Raw genomic sequence first — 15087 nt, 5'->3', positions numbered from 1 at the left:
GACGTGACGCCGCGTCTGCGGCTAGGATCCGCTTGTGCCGACGTACCGCCTCCGTGACGTCGCCGACCTGCTCGGCGTCTCCGACGACACCGCCCGCCGCTGGACCGACGCCGGGGCCCTGCCCAGCGCCAAGGACGGCGCCGGGCGCACGGTCGTCGACGGGGCCGACCTCGCCCGCTTCGCCGTCGAGCACGCCACCACGGCCGCCACCGACACCACCGGGGTGGCGCGCTCGGCCCGCAACCGCTTCGCCGGGCTCGTCACCCGCGTCGTCCTCGACGGCGTCATGGCCCAGGTCGAGATGCAGTGCGGTCCGCACCGCGTCGTGTCCCTCATGAGCCGGGAGGCCGCCGAGGAGCTCGGGCTCGAGCCCGGCAGCCGGGCCACCGCCGTCGTCAAGGCGACGACGGTGATCGTCGAGACCCCCGAGGGGCACCTCTCGTGACCTCGCGCGCCCTGCTCGCCCTCGTCGCCGCCGGCGCCCTGCTCACCGCGTGCGGGTCGTCGGCCGACACCGCCGCCCCGGCCACGTCCTCGGCCTCCGCGGGGAGCACGACGACGCTGACGGTGTTCGCCGCCGCCTCGCTCACGAAGACCTTCACCGAGATCGGCACCGAGTTCGAGCAGGCCCACCCCGGCGTGCACGTGACGTTCTCCTTCGCCGGCTCCTCCGACCTCGCCACCCAGATCACCGAGGGCGCCCCCGCGGACGTCTTCGCCTCGGCCGACGAGAAGAACATGGCGAAGGTCACCGACTTGACCTCCGGGGCGCCCGTCGACTTCGCCACCAACGTCCTGGAGATCGCAACCCCCGCGGGGAACCCCGCCGGCATCAGGGGTTTCGCCGACCTCGCGAAACCCGGTGTGAAGGTCGTCGTGTGCGCCGCGCAGGTCCCCTGCGGTGCCGCGACGAGGACCGTGGAGCAGAAGACCGGCGTCACGATCTCCCCCGTCAGCGAGGAGTCCTCGGTCACCGACGTCCTGGGCAAGGTCACCTCCGGGGAGGCCGACGCCGGGCTCGTCTACGTCACCGACGTCGCGGGCGCGGGCGAGGAGGTCACCGGGGTGGAGTTCCCGGAGAGCTCCGAGGCCGTGAACACCTACCCGATCGCGGCGCTGAAGGGCACTCGTGAGTCCGACCTGGCCGCGGAGTTCGTCACCTTCGTGACCGGCGCGCAGGGGCGGTCGGTCCTGGAGGACGCCGGGTTCGGCGCCCCGGCGACGTGACCCGACGCGGCGGTGCGGTGGAGGGGAGCGCACTGCCGCGCTGGGTGTTCGTCCCCGCGGCGCTGGGGCTGGCGTTGTTCGTGGTCCCCCTGCTGGGGGTCGTCTCCCGGGTCGACTGGGCGCACTTCGTCCCGCTCGTCACGTCCGACTCCGCACGGGCCGCGCTCGTCCTGAGCCTGAAGACCGCCACGGCCAGCACCGCGCTGTGCCTGCTGCTCGGCGTCCCGATGGCCCTCGTGCTGGCCCGCAGCAGCTTCCCGGGGTTGCGGGTGCTGCGCTCGATCGTCCTGCTGCCGCTCGTGCTGCCGCCCGTCGTCGGCGGCCTGGCGCTGCTGTTCGCCCTGGGGCGCAGGGGGTTGCTCGGTCCGACGCTGTCCGGTCTGGGTGTCACGGTGGCGTTCACGACCCTCGCCGTCGTCGTCGCCCAGACGTTCGTGTCGCTGCCGTTCCTCGTGCTGAGCCTGGAGGGGACCCTGCGCACGGCCGGACGGCGCTACGAGTCCGTCGCCGCGACCCTGGGGGCCCGTCCCGCGCGGGTGCTGTTCCGCATCACGCTGCCGCTCGTCGCGCCCGGCGTCGTCTCCGGCGCCGTGCTCGCGTTCGCGCGGGCCCTCGGGGAGTTCGGGGCGACCCTGACGTTCGCGGGGAGCCTGCAGGGCGTCACCCGCACGTTGCCGCTGGAGATCTACCTGCAGCGCGAGGTGGACCCCGACGCCGCGGCGGCGATGTCGCTGCTCCTGGTCGTCGTGGCGGTCGTCGTGGTCGTGGCCGTGCGCGGACGGCGCGGGATCCTCTGATGCTCGAGGTCGACGTCGAGTTCGCCCCCCGAGGGCTGGCGCTGGGCTTCGAGGTGCCCGCGGGGGAGGTGCTGGCCGTGCTCGGCCCCAACGGCGCCGGGAAGTCGACGTTGCTCGCGCTGCTCGCCGGGCTGCTGCGGCCCACCGCCGGCCGGGTCGTGCTCGACGGCCGGGTCCTCGTCGACGACCGCTCGTCCACGCCGCCGCACCGGCGCGGGGTCGGGCTGCTCGCGCAGCAGGCGCTGCTGTTCCCGCACCTGGACGTCGAGGCCAACGTCGCCTTCGGCCCCCGCAGCCGCGGGGTGCCCCGCGCCCGCGCGCTCGCCCGGGCCCGCGAACTCCTCACCGACGTCGGCCTGGCCGGTTTCGCGGACCGCCGGCCGCACGAACTGTCCGGCGGGCAGGCCCAGCGCGCCGCGATCGCGCGGGCCCTGGCCGCCGAACCGCGGTTGCTGCTGCTCGACGAACCGCTGGCCGCCCTCGACGTCAGCGCGGCCCCGGAGGTCCGCCAGGTCCTGCGGCGCGTGCTGCGCGGCGCGGGCCGCTCGGCCGTCCTCGTCACGCACGACCCCCTCGACGCCCTCGCCCTCGCCGACCGGGCGCTCGTCGTGGACGCGGGCCGGGTCGTCGAGCGCGGCCCGGTGCAGGAGGTCCTCGCCCGGCCGCGCAGCGCCTTCGGGGCCCGGCTCGCCGGTCTGGTCCTGCTGCCCGGGACCGTCACGGCCGACGGACTGCGCACCGACGACGGGACCGTCGTCGCCGGTCTCGTCCACGGACCCGTGGGGGAGCGGGGCGTCGCGCTGTTCAGCCCGAGCGCCGTCGCCGTGCACGCCACCGACCCGGGTGGCAGCCCCCGGAACCGGTGGACCGCGACCGTCGTGGACGTCACCCCGCGCGGGGAGGTCGTCCGGCTGCGCGCCGCGCTCGGGGCGCACGACGTCCTGGCCGACCTCACGGCCGCCGCGGCCGCCGAGCTCGACCTCGCCCCGGGCCGGCCCGTGCACCTGGCGGTCAAGGCCACCGCGGTGCAGGTCCACCCCGCCGTCTGAGCGAGGGGCCGGTAGACGATCGGGGGACGCGACCGTTCCCAGCCGGCCCATAGGTTCGGCGCCGTGCTCGTCCTCGACAACATCACCCGCCGGTTCGGGGACCGTCTCGCGCTCGACGACGTCAGCCTCAGCGTCCCCGACGGACGCATGGTCGGCTTCGTCGGCGCGAACGGTGCCGGGAAGACCACCACGATGCGGATCGCCCTGGGCGTCCTCGCCGCCGACTCCGGGACGGTGACGTTCCGCGGGCAGGTCCCCGACCTGGCCCTGCGCCGCCGGTTCGGGTACATGCCGGAGGAACGCGGCCTGTACCCCAAGGGCCGGCTGCTCGAGCAGCTCGTGTTCCTCGCCCGCCTGCACGGCGTCGACCGCGGTGTCGCCGCCAAGCGCGGTCAGGACCTGCTCGATCGCCTCGGGCTGGGCGAGCGCGCGAACGACAAGCTGGAGTCCCTGTCGCTGGGCAACCAGCAGCGCGTCCAGGTCGCCGCTTCCCTCGTCCACGACCCCGAGCTCCTGGTCCTGGACGAACCGTTCTCCGGCCTGGACCCCCTCGCCGTCGACGCCATGGCGGACCTGCTGCGCGAGAAGACCGCCGCGGGCGTCGGCGTGCTGTTCTCCAGCCACCAGCTGGACCTCGTCGACCGGCTGTGCGACGACCTCGTCATCCTGCACGCCGGCCGCGTCGTGGCCGCCGGCGAACCGGAGAAGCTGCGCCGCGAACGCGGCGGGTCGCGCTACGAGCTCGTCACCGACGCCGACCTCGACTGGGTCCGCGACGTGGCCGGGGTCCGCCTGGCCGAGCGCCGCGAGCACGGCGTCGTCCTCGAACTGCTCGACACGCACGCCGACCTCGACCAGAAGATCCTCGCCGAAGCCGTCCGCCGCGGGCCGGTGCGCTCCTTCGCGCCGCTGCTGCCGACGCTGTCCGAACTGTTCCAGGAGGTGTCCCGGTGAGGGGCCAGTGGTGGATCATCGCCCGGCGTGAGATGACCGAACGCCTGCGCGACAAGGGCTTCATCTTCTCGACGCTGTTCCTCTTCCTCATCGTGGCGGCCGCAGCCGTCCTGCCCGGGGTGTTCTCCGGCGGCACCAACGACTACGACGTCGCCGTCACCTCCGACTCCCGGCCCCTGGTCGCCACCGCCCTGGCCTCCGAGGACCGCGACGACCGCGTCCACCTGAAGGACACCGCCGACGTCGCCGCCGCCGAGGCCGCCGTGCGGGCCGGGGACGTCGACGCGGCCGTCGTCGTGGACTCCGGCGCCGCCTCGATCGTCGGGGACCGCACCGTGGGCGACACCCTCACCTCGATCCTGACGAACCGGGTCGTCAACGCCCAGACCGTCCTGGGGTTCGAGGCCGTCGGCGTCGACCGCGCCGACGTCGAGCGCGTCCTGGCGCTGCCGCCGCCCGCGACGCGGCTTCTGGCCCCCGACGCCGTCGACCCGCTGACCGTCTACCTGCTCGGCCTGGCGTTCGCGATCATCTTCTTCCAGATCGTCATCATCTTCGGGTACTCCATCGCGCAGAGCGTCGTGCAGGAGAAGCAGACCCGCGTCATCGAGCTCCTCGTGACGACGGTCCCCGTGCGGCAGCTGCTCATCGGCAAGATCCTCGGCAACGGGATCCTCGCCTTCGGCCAGGTGCTGCTGCTCGTCGGGGCCGGGGTGGGGGCCCTGGCCGCCGCCCAGCCCGACCTGCTGTCCTCGATCCCGGGGATCCCGACGGCGGCGGTGTGGTTCCTGGTGTTCTTCCTCTTCGGGTTCGCGATGCTGTCGTGCCTGTGGGCGGCGGCCGGGGCGATGGCCAGCCGGCTGGAGGACCTGCAGTCCACCGCGACGCCCGTGCAGATGTTCGTCATGCTGCCGTTCTTCGCGACGTTCTTCACCAACGACCCCGGGACCCTGCAGACCGTCCTCAGCTACGTCCCGCTGACCTCGCCCATGACCATGCCGAAGCGGGTCGTCCAGGGCGACGTCGCGCTGTGGGAACCGCTGGTCTCGCTCGGGATCATCGCCCTGACGGCCGTGCTGTTCGTGAGCGTCGCCCGCAGGCTGTACGAGAACAGCCTGCTGCAGACCGGCCGCTCGCTCGGGCTGAAGTCTGCGTGGCGCAAGGCGGCCTGAGACCATCGGGGCGTGAGTGAGGTCGAGCAGCAGCGGGTCGTCGGCGTCGGGCCCTGGGACGGGGACTGGCCCGACGACCCGCGCTACGACCCCGAGCTCCTGCGCGAGGGGGACCGCCGCAACGTCGTCGACACGTACCGCTACTGGTCGAACGAGGCGATCGTCGCCGACCTCGACACCCGCCGGCACCCGCTGCACGTGGCGGTGGAGAACTGGCAGCACGACGCGAACATCGGCTCCGTCGTGCGGACCGCGAACGCCGTGAACGCCGCCGGGGCCCACGTCGTGGGGCACAAGCGGTGGAACCGGCGCGGGGCGATGGTCACCGACCGGTACCTGAGCACCCACCACCACGCCGACGTGGCGGCACTGGCGGCCTGGGCGGCCGGGCGGGGCCTGCCGATCGTCGGCATCGACAACGTCGAGGGGTCGGTGCCGCTGGAGACCTACGACCTGCCGCGCGCGTGCGTGCTGCTCTTCGGGCAGGAGGGGCCGGGGCTGACCGACGAGGCCGTCGGCCACTGCGTCGACGTCCTGGCCATCGCCCAGTTCGGCTCGACCCGGTCCATCAACGTCGGTGCCGCCGCCGCGGTGGCGATGCACGCGTGGGTGCGGCGGCACGTGTTCGGGCAACGGCCCGGGGACGGCTCCGGGGGAGTCCCGCCGGCCTGAGGCACCCCGTCACGGGCGGGCGGACGTGAGAGCGTGTCCGGCCGGGAGGGTGAGCCGGTGGTCCAGGCGCCCCGGGACGGCGAGGAGCACGGACTCCGCACCTGCTCCTCCGACGGCGGGCTGGGGGACCCGTCGGGAGGAGCAGGGGCAGAGCCCGTGCTCGGTCTCGCGGCGATCAGGGCAGGACGAGGACCTGACCGACGACGATGTGGGCCGGGTTGTCGCCGATGGCGGCGCGGTTGGCGTTCCAGACGGCCACGTAGCCGCCGACCACGCCGTTGTTCACCGCGATCCGGTACAGCGTCTCGCCGGGGGCGACGACGTGCGTGCGCAGCGCCGCGGGCGCGGCCTCGACGACCGGGGCCGGGGCGGGAGCCGGGGCCGGAGCGGGCGCCGGAGCGGGCGCCGGGGCAGGAGCGGGCGCCGGGGCAGGAGCGGGGGCCGGCGCGGGGTGCAGCAGGGCCGCCTCCATGCCGACGGGGTCGGCGGCGCCGTTCAGGCCCAGCCTGCGGGAGCAGGACGGCCAGGCGCGCCAGCCCTGGACGGCCAGGACGCGCTCGGCGACGACGATCTGCTGCTCGCGGGAGGCGAGGTCGGCGCGGGGGGCGAACTGCCCGCCGCCGAAGCTGGTCCACGTGCGGGGGTTGAACTGGACCCCGCCGTAGTAGCCGTTGCCGGTGTTGATGTGCCAGTTGCCGCTGGCCTCGCACTGGGCCAGGCGGTCCCACTGCTCGACGGGAGCGGCGGAGGCGCTGGAGGCGGGGCCGAGGACCGCGGCGCCGGCGGCACCCGCGGCGGCCGCCACGAGCAGTCCGCGACGCAGCGTCTTGGCGGGGGCGGGAGTGGACGCGCGGTGGCGCGCGGGGACGCGACGGATCGCAGGCATGCTGACCTCCAACGCCTGCGAGGTCAGCTGTCGGGTTCGGGTCGAAGGTTGTTGACCCGGCCGCGCGGACGCGGCTTCACCCCGAGGACTCCCGCCGGAGCGGTCGTCCGAGGAACCATGGGTCCCCCGCTCCTGCCCACGGGCTCTGTTCCGGCGCGCGGTGGGCAGGACTCGGCGTTCCGCGGCCGTGTCCCCGGGTGGCCCGGGGACGATCCGACGGTAACGCCTGCGAGGCCTGACGTACACCGTCCGGAGACCGGTTCGTGACCGGGACCCGCGTCACCACGCAGGCAGGACCACCGCCGGTGTGGGGGAGATCACAAGGAGTCAGGAGTTCGCGAGGAGCTTCGCGACCGCTTCCTCGATGCGCGCGGTGAAGTCCCCGGCCTTCTCGCCCTGGCGGCCGTGCAGCGGCTCCCCGAACGTCACGTGCACGTCGGGACGGCCGGGCACGGGCCAGTTGCGCTTGGGCGGCATGGCCTCGAACGTCCCGCGCAGCGCGATCGGGACGACGGGGACGCCGGCCTCCAGGGCCAGGTAGGCCGCGCCCTTCTTGAAGGGACGCATCTCGCCCGTGTAGCTGCGGCCGCCCTCGGCGAAGATCACCAGGCTCCAGCCGTCCGCGAGCAGCTGCGCCGACGGGTTCGCCCCGCGGCCGCCGCGCCGTTCCAGCGGGTAGGTCCCGATGACCAGGCCCGAGGGGGCCGCGCGCCACCACACGTCGAAGAAGTAGTCCGCCGCGGCCGCGATGGCCACCCGCCGGCGCCGGCGCGCGCCCAGCGCCTCCAGGATCACGGGCGCGTCCAGGTGCGAGGAGTGGTTGGCGACCAGCACGGCCGCCGTCCCCAGCCGGTCCAGCGCCTCCACGTCGTGGGTGTGGACCCGCACCTGCGAGCGGATCACCGGGCCCATCAGGACCTGCTGCAGCGCCGAGCGCACCGTGGTCGCCGGCGCCGAGCGGACCCAGTCGTTGCGGTGGACGGACCGTCCACCGCCCTCGGAGGAGCCGCTGGAGTGCTTGCGCAGCAACGGCAGTGCCCGGACGATCCGGGACGGTCGCGGGATTCCCATCAGACTCGCCATCCTTCGGTCCCCGTCACCAGCGGTCGGCGCTGACCGGTGCGGGGACTGCTCGACGGTGCGGAGTTCACACCGCGCATCCTGCCACGAGGGCCCCGGCGGGGGCCCTGCGCGCCACCTCAGTCCGTCCCCGCCAGCACCTGCTGCGGCACCCGCAGGCGCCGCGTCGGCGACGACGCGGCCCAGTCCGCGACGGGCCAGCGCGAGCCCCGGGCGACGCGGAAGAGCGGCACGTCGGGGGAGACGGCGGTGGGGTTGCCGACGGCCTTCAGCAGCGGCAGGTCCACGTGGGAGTCGGCGTAGGCGTAGCTGGCGGACAGGTCCGCCCCCTCGACCTCGGCGTACCGGCGCACCCACGCCGCCCGGGCCTCCCCGACCAGCGGCGGGGAGGTGAGGAAGCCGCTCGCGCGGCGCGTGCCGTCGACGACCTGCTCGTCGAGCTCGGTGCACACGACCTCGTCGAACAGCCCGGCCAGCGGCCGCGTGACCTGCCGGACGTCGCCGGTCATGAGGACCGTGCGGTGCCCGGCGTCGCGGTGGGCCTGGATGCGGCGCAGCGCGTCGGAGGAGATCGAGGCCAGGAAGTCCGGGGCGAAGACGTCGTCGACGTACTGCTCGAGGGCGTCGAGGTCCACCCCGGCGTAGCCGCGGAACAGCGAGCGCAGGAAGCTGCCGCGGTCGCGGCGCTCGGCGGCGATCCAGCCCGGCAGGTGCCGCATGACGCGGCCGAACTCCGCGATCCGGGCCGGCGCGTCCAGCGACGACAGCCGCAGCGTGAGGTACGTGTCGACGACCGTGCCCGGCAGCAGCGTCCCGGCCAGGTCGAAGACCGCCAGGACCGGCGCGCCACCCTCACCGGCCGGCCGCAGCGCCCGGGGCCCGTTGTTCTCCGTCGCCGTGCGCCGGCGGCGGATCTCCTCGTACTTGCGCATCTGGGTCGTCACCGACGGGCAGTGCGACTCCAGCCAGTAGTGCCGCCAGTCGACCGTGGAGGTGTCGAAGCCGAACAGCTCCACGTCGGCCGGGTCCAGGGCCCGGTGCAGGGCCAGGGTGTTGTCGTCGACGAACCGCAGCTCGGCCTCGGTGTACGCCTTGTACAGGTCCATGTAGCGGCGGGCGAAGTCGATCTGGCGACGCGCCCCGTCCAGCTTGCGGGACGCCTCGCGCACCTTGCGCGAGCGCGGGGCGAAGGCCAGCAGGCGGTCGCCGGCACCCGTCAGCAGCTCCCCGGCGCGGATCTTGCGCTCGACGGCCCGGCCCCCGGGGAAGTCCCACGTCGGCATGACCGCCGGGGAGGAGTCGAAGGGGTGCGCGGTGAAGTACTCGCGGATGTACTCGTAGATCTCCCGGAACGTCAGCGGGTTCCGGGCCCCGGAGGACACGTGGTAGTACGCCGGCCGCGACAGCGGCGGCGGGGTCGCCGACGCCTTGAGGATCGCGTTGACGACGTGGTCGATCGGCACGACGTCCATGACGGAGTCGGGAGCGGCCGGGAACTCGGTCAGCTCCCCGCGCCCGTAGGCCAGGATGATCGGCTCGGCCATCTTGAAGCCCTCGATCCAGCCGGGGCTGGGGTGCTTCACGGCCGACTCGACGATGCTCGGGCGCAGGATCGTCGTGGGGATCACGGGGGCGGCGACCTCCTCGACCAGCCGCTCGCCCATGGCCTTGGTGAAGGTGTAGCAGTCCGTCCAGCCCAGCGTGCGCGCCCGTTCCAGGCCCGCGGCCTTCTGCTGGGCGACGACCCACTTCACGCGGCGCTCCTCGGCGCCGGCGGCCACCGACAGCGGCCCGGCCCGGCCGTGGTCGCGCTCGGCGGCGCGCAGGAACCCCTTCAGGCGCTCCTCCAGGCGGGAGTCCTCCTCGATGCGCGCGGCCAGCCGCAGCCCGGACTCGGTCTCGCTGCGCCAGTCGACGCTGTGCTCGACCGCGCGCTCGGGCACGGCCCCGCGCCGGCGGCCCCCCACGTAGGCCGTCGAGACGTGGACGTAGTGGACGGCGCCGTGGCCGCGCTCGTTGGCCTCCAGCGTGCGTTCCACCAGCGCGCGGGTGCCGACGACGTTGGTGGTGAAGGCGTCCTGGATGAGCGGGTCGAAGGAGACGTCGCCGGCGCAGTGCACGACGACGTCGATGTCGGCGGGCAGTTCCGGCACGTTCGACAGGTCGCCCTCGAGGGCCTCGACGCGCGTCTTGAGCAGGTCGTCGGCGTCCCCGGCGGCCCGGAAGATCGGCTTGCGCAGCAGCGAGCGCAGCCGGTCCTCGCCGCTCTGACCGGGCTTGGGACGGACCAGCGCCACCACCGTCGTGCCGGGCAGGTCGACCAGCAGACGCTGCAGCAACGCCTCACCGATGAAGCCCGTCACCCCGGTCAGGAGGAACCGCTTGCCGTCGAGCTGCTCAGCCAATCGCACGCGGAGGATCCTGCCACGGATGCGCACCCGCACCGCGCGCCCGACCGTAGGGTCCACCCCGTGGAGATCGCCTGCCTGCAGACCGCCGGGGTGAGCGGGGACCCCGGGGCCAACCTGGACGCGCTCGGGCGCCGGGCCGCCGAGGCCGCCGCCGGCGGGGCCTCGCTGCTCATCACCCCGGAGATGTTCCTCACCGGCTACGACCTGGGTCCCGACACCCCGGCCCGCGTGCGCGCCCTGGCCCCCGGCCTGCTCGACCGGGTCCGGGCGCTCGCCCGCGAGCACTCGATCGCGCTGGTCGTGGGCCTGCCCGAGGTCGTGGGGGACGACTGCTTCAACGCCGCCGTCCTCGTCGGCCCCGACGGGCGGGTGCTGGCCCGCCACCACAAGGTCCACCTGTTCGGCGACGTCGACCGCGCCGCCTTCACCGCGGGCGACCGGCTCGTCACGACCGCCGACCTCGACGGTCTGCGCATCGCGCTGCTCATCTGCTACGACGTGGAGTTCCCCGAGGCCGTGCGCGCGGCGGCGCTCGCGGGCGCCCACCTCGTCGCGGTCCCGACGGCGCAGATGCACCCGTTCGAGCTGGTGGCCGAGCAGGTGGTCCGGGTCCGCGCCTGGGAGAACCAGGTCCACGTCGCCTACGTCGACCGCGACGGGCACGAGGGGTCGTTCGACTACGTGGGCCGCAGCAGCGTCGTCGCCCCGGACGGGACGGTCCTGGCGTCGGTGGAGCACGGCGAGGCGCTGCTGTTCGCCACGGTCGACCCCGGGGCGGTCGAGCGGGCCCAGCGGGCGAACCCCTACCTGGCCGACCGCCGCGCCGCGCTGTACGGGCCGCTCGTGGGGTGACGGCCGGGCGGGCGTGCGAGTCTTCTGGGCAGACGCACAGACGACCGCGAGGAGGCGGAACGTGTCCCGGTTGCAGTCCGAGCACCTCGAGGTGGCGCGACGGCGCCCCTCACCCCGGTCGGTCGCGGTGTGGACGGCGGTGGCCGTGGTCGGCGCCGCCTGCTGGACGGTCCTGGCCCTCGCGCGCGGCGAGTCCGTCAACGCCCTGTGGATCCTGTTCGCGGCGCTGGCGTCCTACGCGATCGCGTACCGGTTCTACTCCCGGTTCATCGCCTACCGGGTGCTGGGTGCCGACGACCGCCGGGCCACCCCGGCGGAGAAGAACGCCAACGGCGTCGACTTCGAGGTGACCGACCGGCGGGTCCTGTTCGGCCACCACTTCGCCGCCATCGCCGGGGCCGGCCCGCTGGTCGGGCCCGTGCTCGCCGCGCAGATGGGCTACCTGCCGGGCACCGTCTGGATCGTCGTCGGGGTGATCTTCGCCGGGGCCGTGCAGGACCTGACGGTGCTGTTCTTCTCGATGCGCCGCGGCGGGCGCAGCCTGGGGCAGATGGTCCGCGAGGAGATCGGCCTCGTCGGCGGCGTCGCGGCGCTCGTCGCCGTGTTCGCCATCATGATCATCATCCTGGCCGTGCTCGCGCTCATCGTCGTCAACGCCCTGGCCGACTCCCCGTGGGGCGTGTTCTCCATCGCCCTGACGATCCCCATCGCGCTGTTCATGGGCGTCTACCTGCGCTACCTGCGGCCCGGGAAGGTCCTGGAGGCCACCGGCGTCGGCGTGGTCCTGCTGCTGGCCGCGATCGTCGGCGGCGGGTACGTGGAGAGCTGGGGCCTGGCCGGCGCCCTCACGCTGACGCCGCAGACCCTCGTGGTCGCCCTCGTGGTCTACGGCTTCGTCGCCTCGGTGCTGCCCGTGTGGCTGCTGCTGACCCCGCGCGACTACCTCTCGACGTTCATGAAGGTCGGCGTCATCGTCCTGCTGGCCGTCAGCCTCGTCGTGGCGCGGCCGGTGCTGGCCAACGACGCCGTGACGTCGTTCGCGCGCGAGGGGAACGGGCCGGTGTTCGCGGGGTCGCTGTTCCCGTTCGTGTTCATCACCATCGCCTGCGGGGCGCTGTCGGGCTTCCACGCGCTCATCGCCTCCGGCACGACGCCGAAGATGGTCGCGAAGGAACGCCAGGTCCGGCTCATCGGGTACGGCGGCATGCTCATGGAGAGCTTCGTCGCGATCAGCGCGCTCATCGCGGCCTCGGTCATCGACCAGGGGCTGTACTACGCGGTCAACTCCCCGGCGGGGGCGACGGGCGGCACCGCCGAGTCCGCCGCGCGCTTCGTCTCCGGGCTGGGGTTCACGACGTCCCCCGACGCCCTGGCCGGCGCGGCGCAGGCCGTGGGCGAGGACAGCGTCGTGTCCCGCACGGGCGGCGCCCCGGCGCTGGCGCTGGGGATCTCCCAGGTGTTCCACCAGGCGTTCGGCGGTGGGCTGCAGGCGTTCTGGTACCACTTCGCGATCATGTTCGAGGCGCTGTTCATCCTCACCGCGGTCGACGCCGGGACGCGCGTGGGCCGGTTCATGCTGCAGGACACGGTCGGCAACGTCTGGAAGAGGTTCGGGGACCTGTCCTGGCGGCCCGGCAACGTCGTGGCCAGCGCCGTCGTCGTCGGTGCGTGGGGGTACTTCCTCTACACCGGGGTCACCGATCCCCTCGGCGGGATCAACCAGCTGTTCCCGCTGTTCGGGATCGCCAACCAGCTGCTCGCCGCGATCGCGCTGACGCTCGTGACGACGTTGCTCGTCAAGCACGGCAAGGCCCGGTACGCGTGGGTCACGGCCGTCCCGCTGGCGTGGGACCTCGTGGCCACGATGACGGCGAGCTGGCAGAAGGTGTTCTCCGCGAACCCGGCCATCGGCTACTTCGCGCAGCGCTCGAAGTACGCCGACGCCCTGGCCTCGGGCCAGGTCCTGGCCCCGGCGAAGGACGCCGCGCAGATGCAGCAGGTCGTGACGAACTCGACGGTGAACGGGGTCCTGCAGTCGGTGTTCGCGCTGCTGGTGCTCGTGGTCGCCGTCAACGCCGCCGTCGTGGTGGTGCGGGCCCTGCGGGCCGGGGGGCTGCCGACGACGGAGGAGCCGGCCGTGGAGTCCCGGCTCGTCGAACCGGCCGGGATCGTGGTCCTGCCCGACGAGCGGCGCGAGCTGGAGCGGGCCCGGGCCGGGGGCCGGTCGTGAGACGCGTGTGGGCGGCGCTGCGCTGGGCGCGGCGGCAGGTCGACGGCGAGGAGCGCTGGGAGGCGTACCTGGGCCGGTGCGCCGAGCACGGCCACGCGCCGCTGAGCCGGGGCGCCTTCGAACGCCGGCGCGCCGACGCGCGGGCCGTCCGGCCCGGTGCCCGCTGCTGCTGAACCGCCGGGCCGGTGAACCGCCGGGGCCGGCGCCCCGTGGTGGGGTCGGGGGCCGACCTGAGACGGAGCTGAGACCCGATGTTCGACAGGCGACGACGACGCGGTGACGATCGAGGCATGCAGCCTGAGCACCACCGCTACCGGGTGACCGTCATCGCGCACCGGCGCTCCACCTCCTTCCCGGCCGCGTGGTCGGACTCGGGGATCGTCCGGGTGCAGACCGTGCGGGCCACGACCCCCGCCCTGGCCCGCGACCTGGCCCTGGTCCACGTGCACGCCGAGTCGGCCCTGGTCGCGGACGTGCGCGTCGGGGTGGACGCGGTCCTCGTGGAGCGGTTGCGGTGGGGGCGCTCGCCCGTGCGCGAACTCGACAGCCGGCGGACGGCCGTGGTCCGCTAGGCGCGTGGTCCACCTGTCCCGCGAGGAGTTCGAGGAGGCCGTCGCCGACGCCCTCGACGAGATCCCCGCCGACCTGGCCCGGGCGATGGACAACGTCGTGGTCCTCGTCGAGGACGACCCCCCCGGAGGGTTTCGGGCCGGACCTGCTGGGGTTGTACGAGGGGACGCCGCTGACCGAGCGCGGTTCGTGGTGGGCCGCGGGCGCGCTGCCGGACCGCATCACGGTCTTCCGGCGCCCCACGCTGGCGATCGCCCGCGACCGCGACGACGTCGTCGCGGAGGTGAGGATCACGGTGGTGCACGAGATCGCGCACCACTTCGGCCTCGACGACGCGAGGCTGCACGAGCTCGGCTGGGGCTGAACTACTTCTTCTTCTTGGCCGCGTTGTGGCGCACGGCTTCCCGGACCAGGTCGGCGAACCCCTCGGTGTCGACGGTGTCGCCCTCGGCGAACTCCACCGACCGGCGCTGGTTCCCGCCGAGCTCACCGTTGAACAGGCCCTTCGGGTCCGCCAGCGAGGCACCCCACAGGAAACCCATCTTCACCTTGGCCTTGAACACCCCGCCGACGACGAGCGTCCCGTACCGGTCCCAGACCGGGGCACCCATGTACTTCCACTCCTCGACGATCCCGTCGTCGACGGACAGGATGGTCCGGCGGCACTGCGCGAGGACCTCACCGCGCCAGCCGGCGCTGCGCTCGACGAGTTCGTCGATGTTCTGGGCGGGGGTCTTCCCGTTGTCCGGCACGGTCGCCACGCTACCCGGAACAACACCCCCGGGGGTGGGGTTGGAGACCGTGTGAACATCGACCTGCTCAGCTTCGAGATGGCCCGCGACGCGTTCGACGAGCGCCGGTTCACCGACGCCGTCCGGTCGCTCGAACCCCTGGTGCGCCGGCACCCCGACGACCGTTCCCTGCGCGAGCTCCTGGCCCGCAGCTACTTCGGGGCGGCCATGCTCGGCAAGGCCGAGGAGCAGGCGCGCGACCTCGTCCGCCGCAGCCCGTCCGACGCGTTCGCGCACCTGCTCCTGTCCCGGGCGCTGGAGCGCCAGAGCCGCCACGGCGAGGCCCGGGGCCACCGCGTGATGGCCCACGTCCTCGGCGCGGAGGTCTGACCTCCCGGCGTGCCCGCGGGTCCCGCCGCAGCGGCGGTGCGGACCCGCGGACCCGCCCCGGGGCGT

Annotated in this window: 16 protein-coding genes, 1 pseudogene and 1 riboswitch; of the genes and pseudogenes, 13 read left to right on the top strand and 4 right to left on the bottom strand. The window is 74.0% G+C overall.

All coding sequences use genetic code 11. The features are described from left to right. Positions 1-34: 34 nt before the first annotated feature. From CLV37_RS08255 to CLV37_RS08225, 7 genes are all read left to right on the top strand, one after another. Complete coding sequence (locus CLV37_RS08255; RefSeq protein WP_106209042.1) at positions 35-445, top strand: TOBE domain-containing protein; 411 nt, start codon at positions 35-37, stop codon at positions 443-445. Next, a complete protein-coding gene (gene modA, locus CLV37_RS08250) occupies positions 442-1227 on the top strand; it encodes a molybdate ABC transporter substrate-binding protein (protein WP_106209040.1) in 786 nt (261 codons plus the stop codon). The genes CLV37_RS08255 and modA overlap by 4 nt, the downstream gene beginning before the upstream one ends. Before the next feature lie 17 nt (positions 1228-1244). Then, the gene (locus CLV37_RS08245) at positions 1245-2024 is read left to right on the top strand and encodes an ABC transporter permease (RefSeq protein ID WP_245885317.1); all 780 of its coding nucleotides are present in this window, start codon (positions 1245-1247) and stop codon (positions 2022-2024) included. Next, the gene (locus CLV37_RS08240) at positions 2024-3073 is read left to right on the top strand and encodes a sulfate/molybdate ABC transporter ATP-binding protein (protein WP_106209035.1); all 1050 of its coding nucleotides are present in this window, start codon (positions 2024-2026) and stop codon (positions 3071-3073) included. The genes CLV37_RS08245 and CLV37_RS08240 overlap by 1 nt, the downstream gene beginning before the upstream one ends. A 63-nt stretch (positions 3074-3136) precedes the next feature. Further along, complete coding sequence (locus CLV37_RS08235) at positions 3137-4027, top strand: ABC transporter ATP-binding protein (protein WP_106209033.1); 891 nt, start codon at positions 3137-3139, stop codon at positions 4025-4027. Further along, a complete protein-coding gene (locus CLV37_RS08230) occupies positions 4024-5199 on the top strand; it encodes an ABC transporter permease (protein WP_106209031.1) in 1176 nt (391 codons plus the stop codon). The genes CLV37_RS08235 and CLV37_RS08230 overlap by 4 nt, the downstream gene beginning before the upstream one ends. Before the next feature lie 12 nt (positions 5200-5211). Continuing rightward, complete coding sequence (locus CLV37_RS08225) at positions 5212-5871, top strand: TrmH family RNA methyltransferase (protein WP_106209029.1); 660 nt, start codon at positions 5212-5214, stop codon at positions 5869-5871. A 175-nt stretch (positions 5872-6046) separates the two neighbouring features. On the opposite strand, the gene CLV37_RS28815 is transcribed toward CLV37_RS08225, so the two are convergent. The 3 genes from CLV37_RS28815 to CLV37_RS08210 form a co-directional block, all read right to left on the bottom strand. Then, positions 6047-6757 carry a LysM peptidoglycan-binding domain-containing protein gene (locus CLV37_RS28815; RefSeq protein WP_106209027.1) on the bottom strand — a complete coding sequence of 237 codons (711 nt, stop codon included), beginning with the start codon at positions 6755-6757 and terminating at the stop codon, positions 6047-6049. Then, positions 6755-6923: riboswitch (cyclic di-AMP (ydaO/yuaA leader) on the bottom strand. (Overlaps the previous gene by 3 nt.) Before the next feature lie 161 nt (positions 6924-7084). Next, positions 7085-7828 carry a lysophospholipid acyltransferase family protein gene (locus tag CLV37_RS08215; protein WP_170127120.1) on the bottom strand — a complete coding sequence of 248 codons (744 nt, stop codon included), beginning with the start codon at positions 7826-7828 and terminating at the stop codon, positions 7085-7087. Between the two features lie 128 nt (positions 7829-7956). Further along, positions 7957-10248, bottom strand: coding sequence for an SDR family oxidoreductase (locus tag CLV37_RS08210; RefSeq protein WP_106209023.1), 2292 nt, complete (start codon positions 10246-10248; stop codon positions 7957-7959). Positions 10249-10308: 60 nt separating this feature from the next. Here CLV37_RS08210 and CLV37_RS08205 point away from each other — a divergent pair, with 60 nt between their 5' ends. The 5 genes and pseudogenes from CLV37_RS08205 to CLV37_RS28980 all read left to right on the top strand — a co-directional run bounded on the left by CLV37_RS08205 (position 10309) and on the right by CLV37_RS28980 (position 14264). Then, a complete protein-coding gene (locus CLV37_RS08205) occupies positions 10309-11100 on the top strand; it encodes a carbon-nitrogen hydrolase family protein (protein ID WP_106209021.1) in 792 nt (263 codons plus the stop codon). A 70-nt stretch (positions 11101-11170) separates the two neighbouring features. After that, positions 11171-13330, top strand: a complete 2160-nt coding sequence (locus tag CLV37_RS08200) for a carbon starvation CstA family protein (protein ID WP_170127139.1) — start codon at positions 11171-11173, stop codon at positions 13328-13330. After that, the gene (locus tag CLV37_RS08195) at positions 13327-13503 is read left to right on the top strand and encodes a CstA-like transporter-associated (seleno)protein (protein WP_106209019.1); all 177 of its coding nucleotides are present in this window, start codon (positions 13327-13329) and stop codon (positions 13501-13503) included. The genes CLV37_RS08200 and CLV37_RS08195 overlap by 4 nt, the downstream gene beginning before the upstream one ends. Positions 13504-13620: 117 nt before the next feature. Further along, the gene (locus CLV37_RS08190) at positions 13621-13902 is read left to right on the top strand and encodes a hypothetical protein (protein ID WP_106209017.1); all 282 of its coding nucleotides are present in this window, start codon (positions 13621-13623) and stop codon (positions 13900-13902) included. A 4-nt stretch (positions 13903-13906) separates the two neighbouring features. Beyond that, positions 13907-14264 (top strand): annotated as a pseudogene (locus tag CLV37_RS28980) (metallopeptidase family protein). A gap of 1 nt (position 14265) precedes the next feature. On the opposite strand, the gene CLV37_RS08180 reads toward CLV37_RS28980, so the two are convergent. Beyond that, the gene (locus CLV37_RS08180; RefSeq protein WP_106209427.1) at positions 14266-14652 is read right to left on the bottom strand and encodes a DUF1801 domain-containing protein; all 387 of its coding nucleotides are present in this window, start codon (positions 14650-14652) and stop codon (positions 14266-14268) included. A gap of 51 nt (positions 14653-14703) precedes the next feature. Here CLV37_RS08180 and CLV37_RS08175 point away from each other — a divergent pair, with 51 nt between their 5' ends. After that, positions 14704-15021: a tetratricopeptide repeat protein gene (locus CLV37_RS08175; RefSeq protein ID WP_106209015.1), complete on the top strand. Its 318-nt coding sequence runs from the start codon at positions 14704-14706 to the stop codon at positions 15019-15021. Positions 15022-15087 lie beyond the last annotated feature (66 nt).

Source organism: Kineococcus rhizosphaerae (assembly GCF_003002055.1).
GTDB classification, from domain to species: domain Bacteria; phylum Actinomycetota; class Actinomycetes; order Actinomycetales; family Kineococcaceae; genus Kineococcus; species Kineococcus rhizosphaerae.
Note: the sequence above shows the minus strand (reverse complement) of the source record. Positions and strands in the feature narration are given on the sequence as shown.

Coding starts and splice junctions, on each gene's coding strand:
- CLV37_RS28815 (WP_106209027.1), bottom strand. CDS start 6,757: ATGCCTGCGATCCGTCGCGTCCCCGCGCGCCACCGCGCGTCCACTCCC.
- CLV37_RS08190 (WP_106209017.1), top strand. CDS start 13,621: ATGCAGCCTGAGCACCACCGCTACCGGGTGACCGTCATCGCGCACCGG.
- CLV37_RS08215 (WP_170127120.1), bottom strand. CDS start 7,828: ATGGGAATCCCGCGACCGTCCCGGATCGTCCGGGCACTGCCGTTGCTG.
- CLV37_RS08240 (WP_106209035.1), top strand. CDS start 2,024: ATGCTCGAGGTCGACGTCGAGTTCGCCCCCCGAGGGCTGGCGCTGGGC.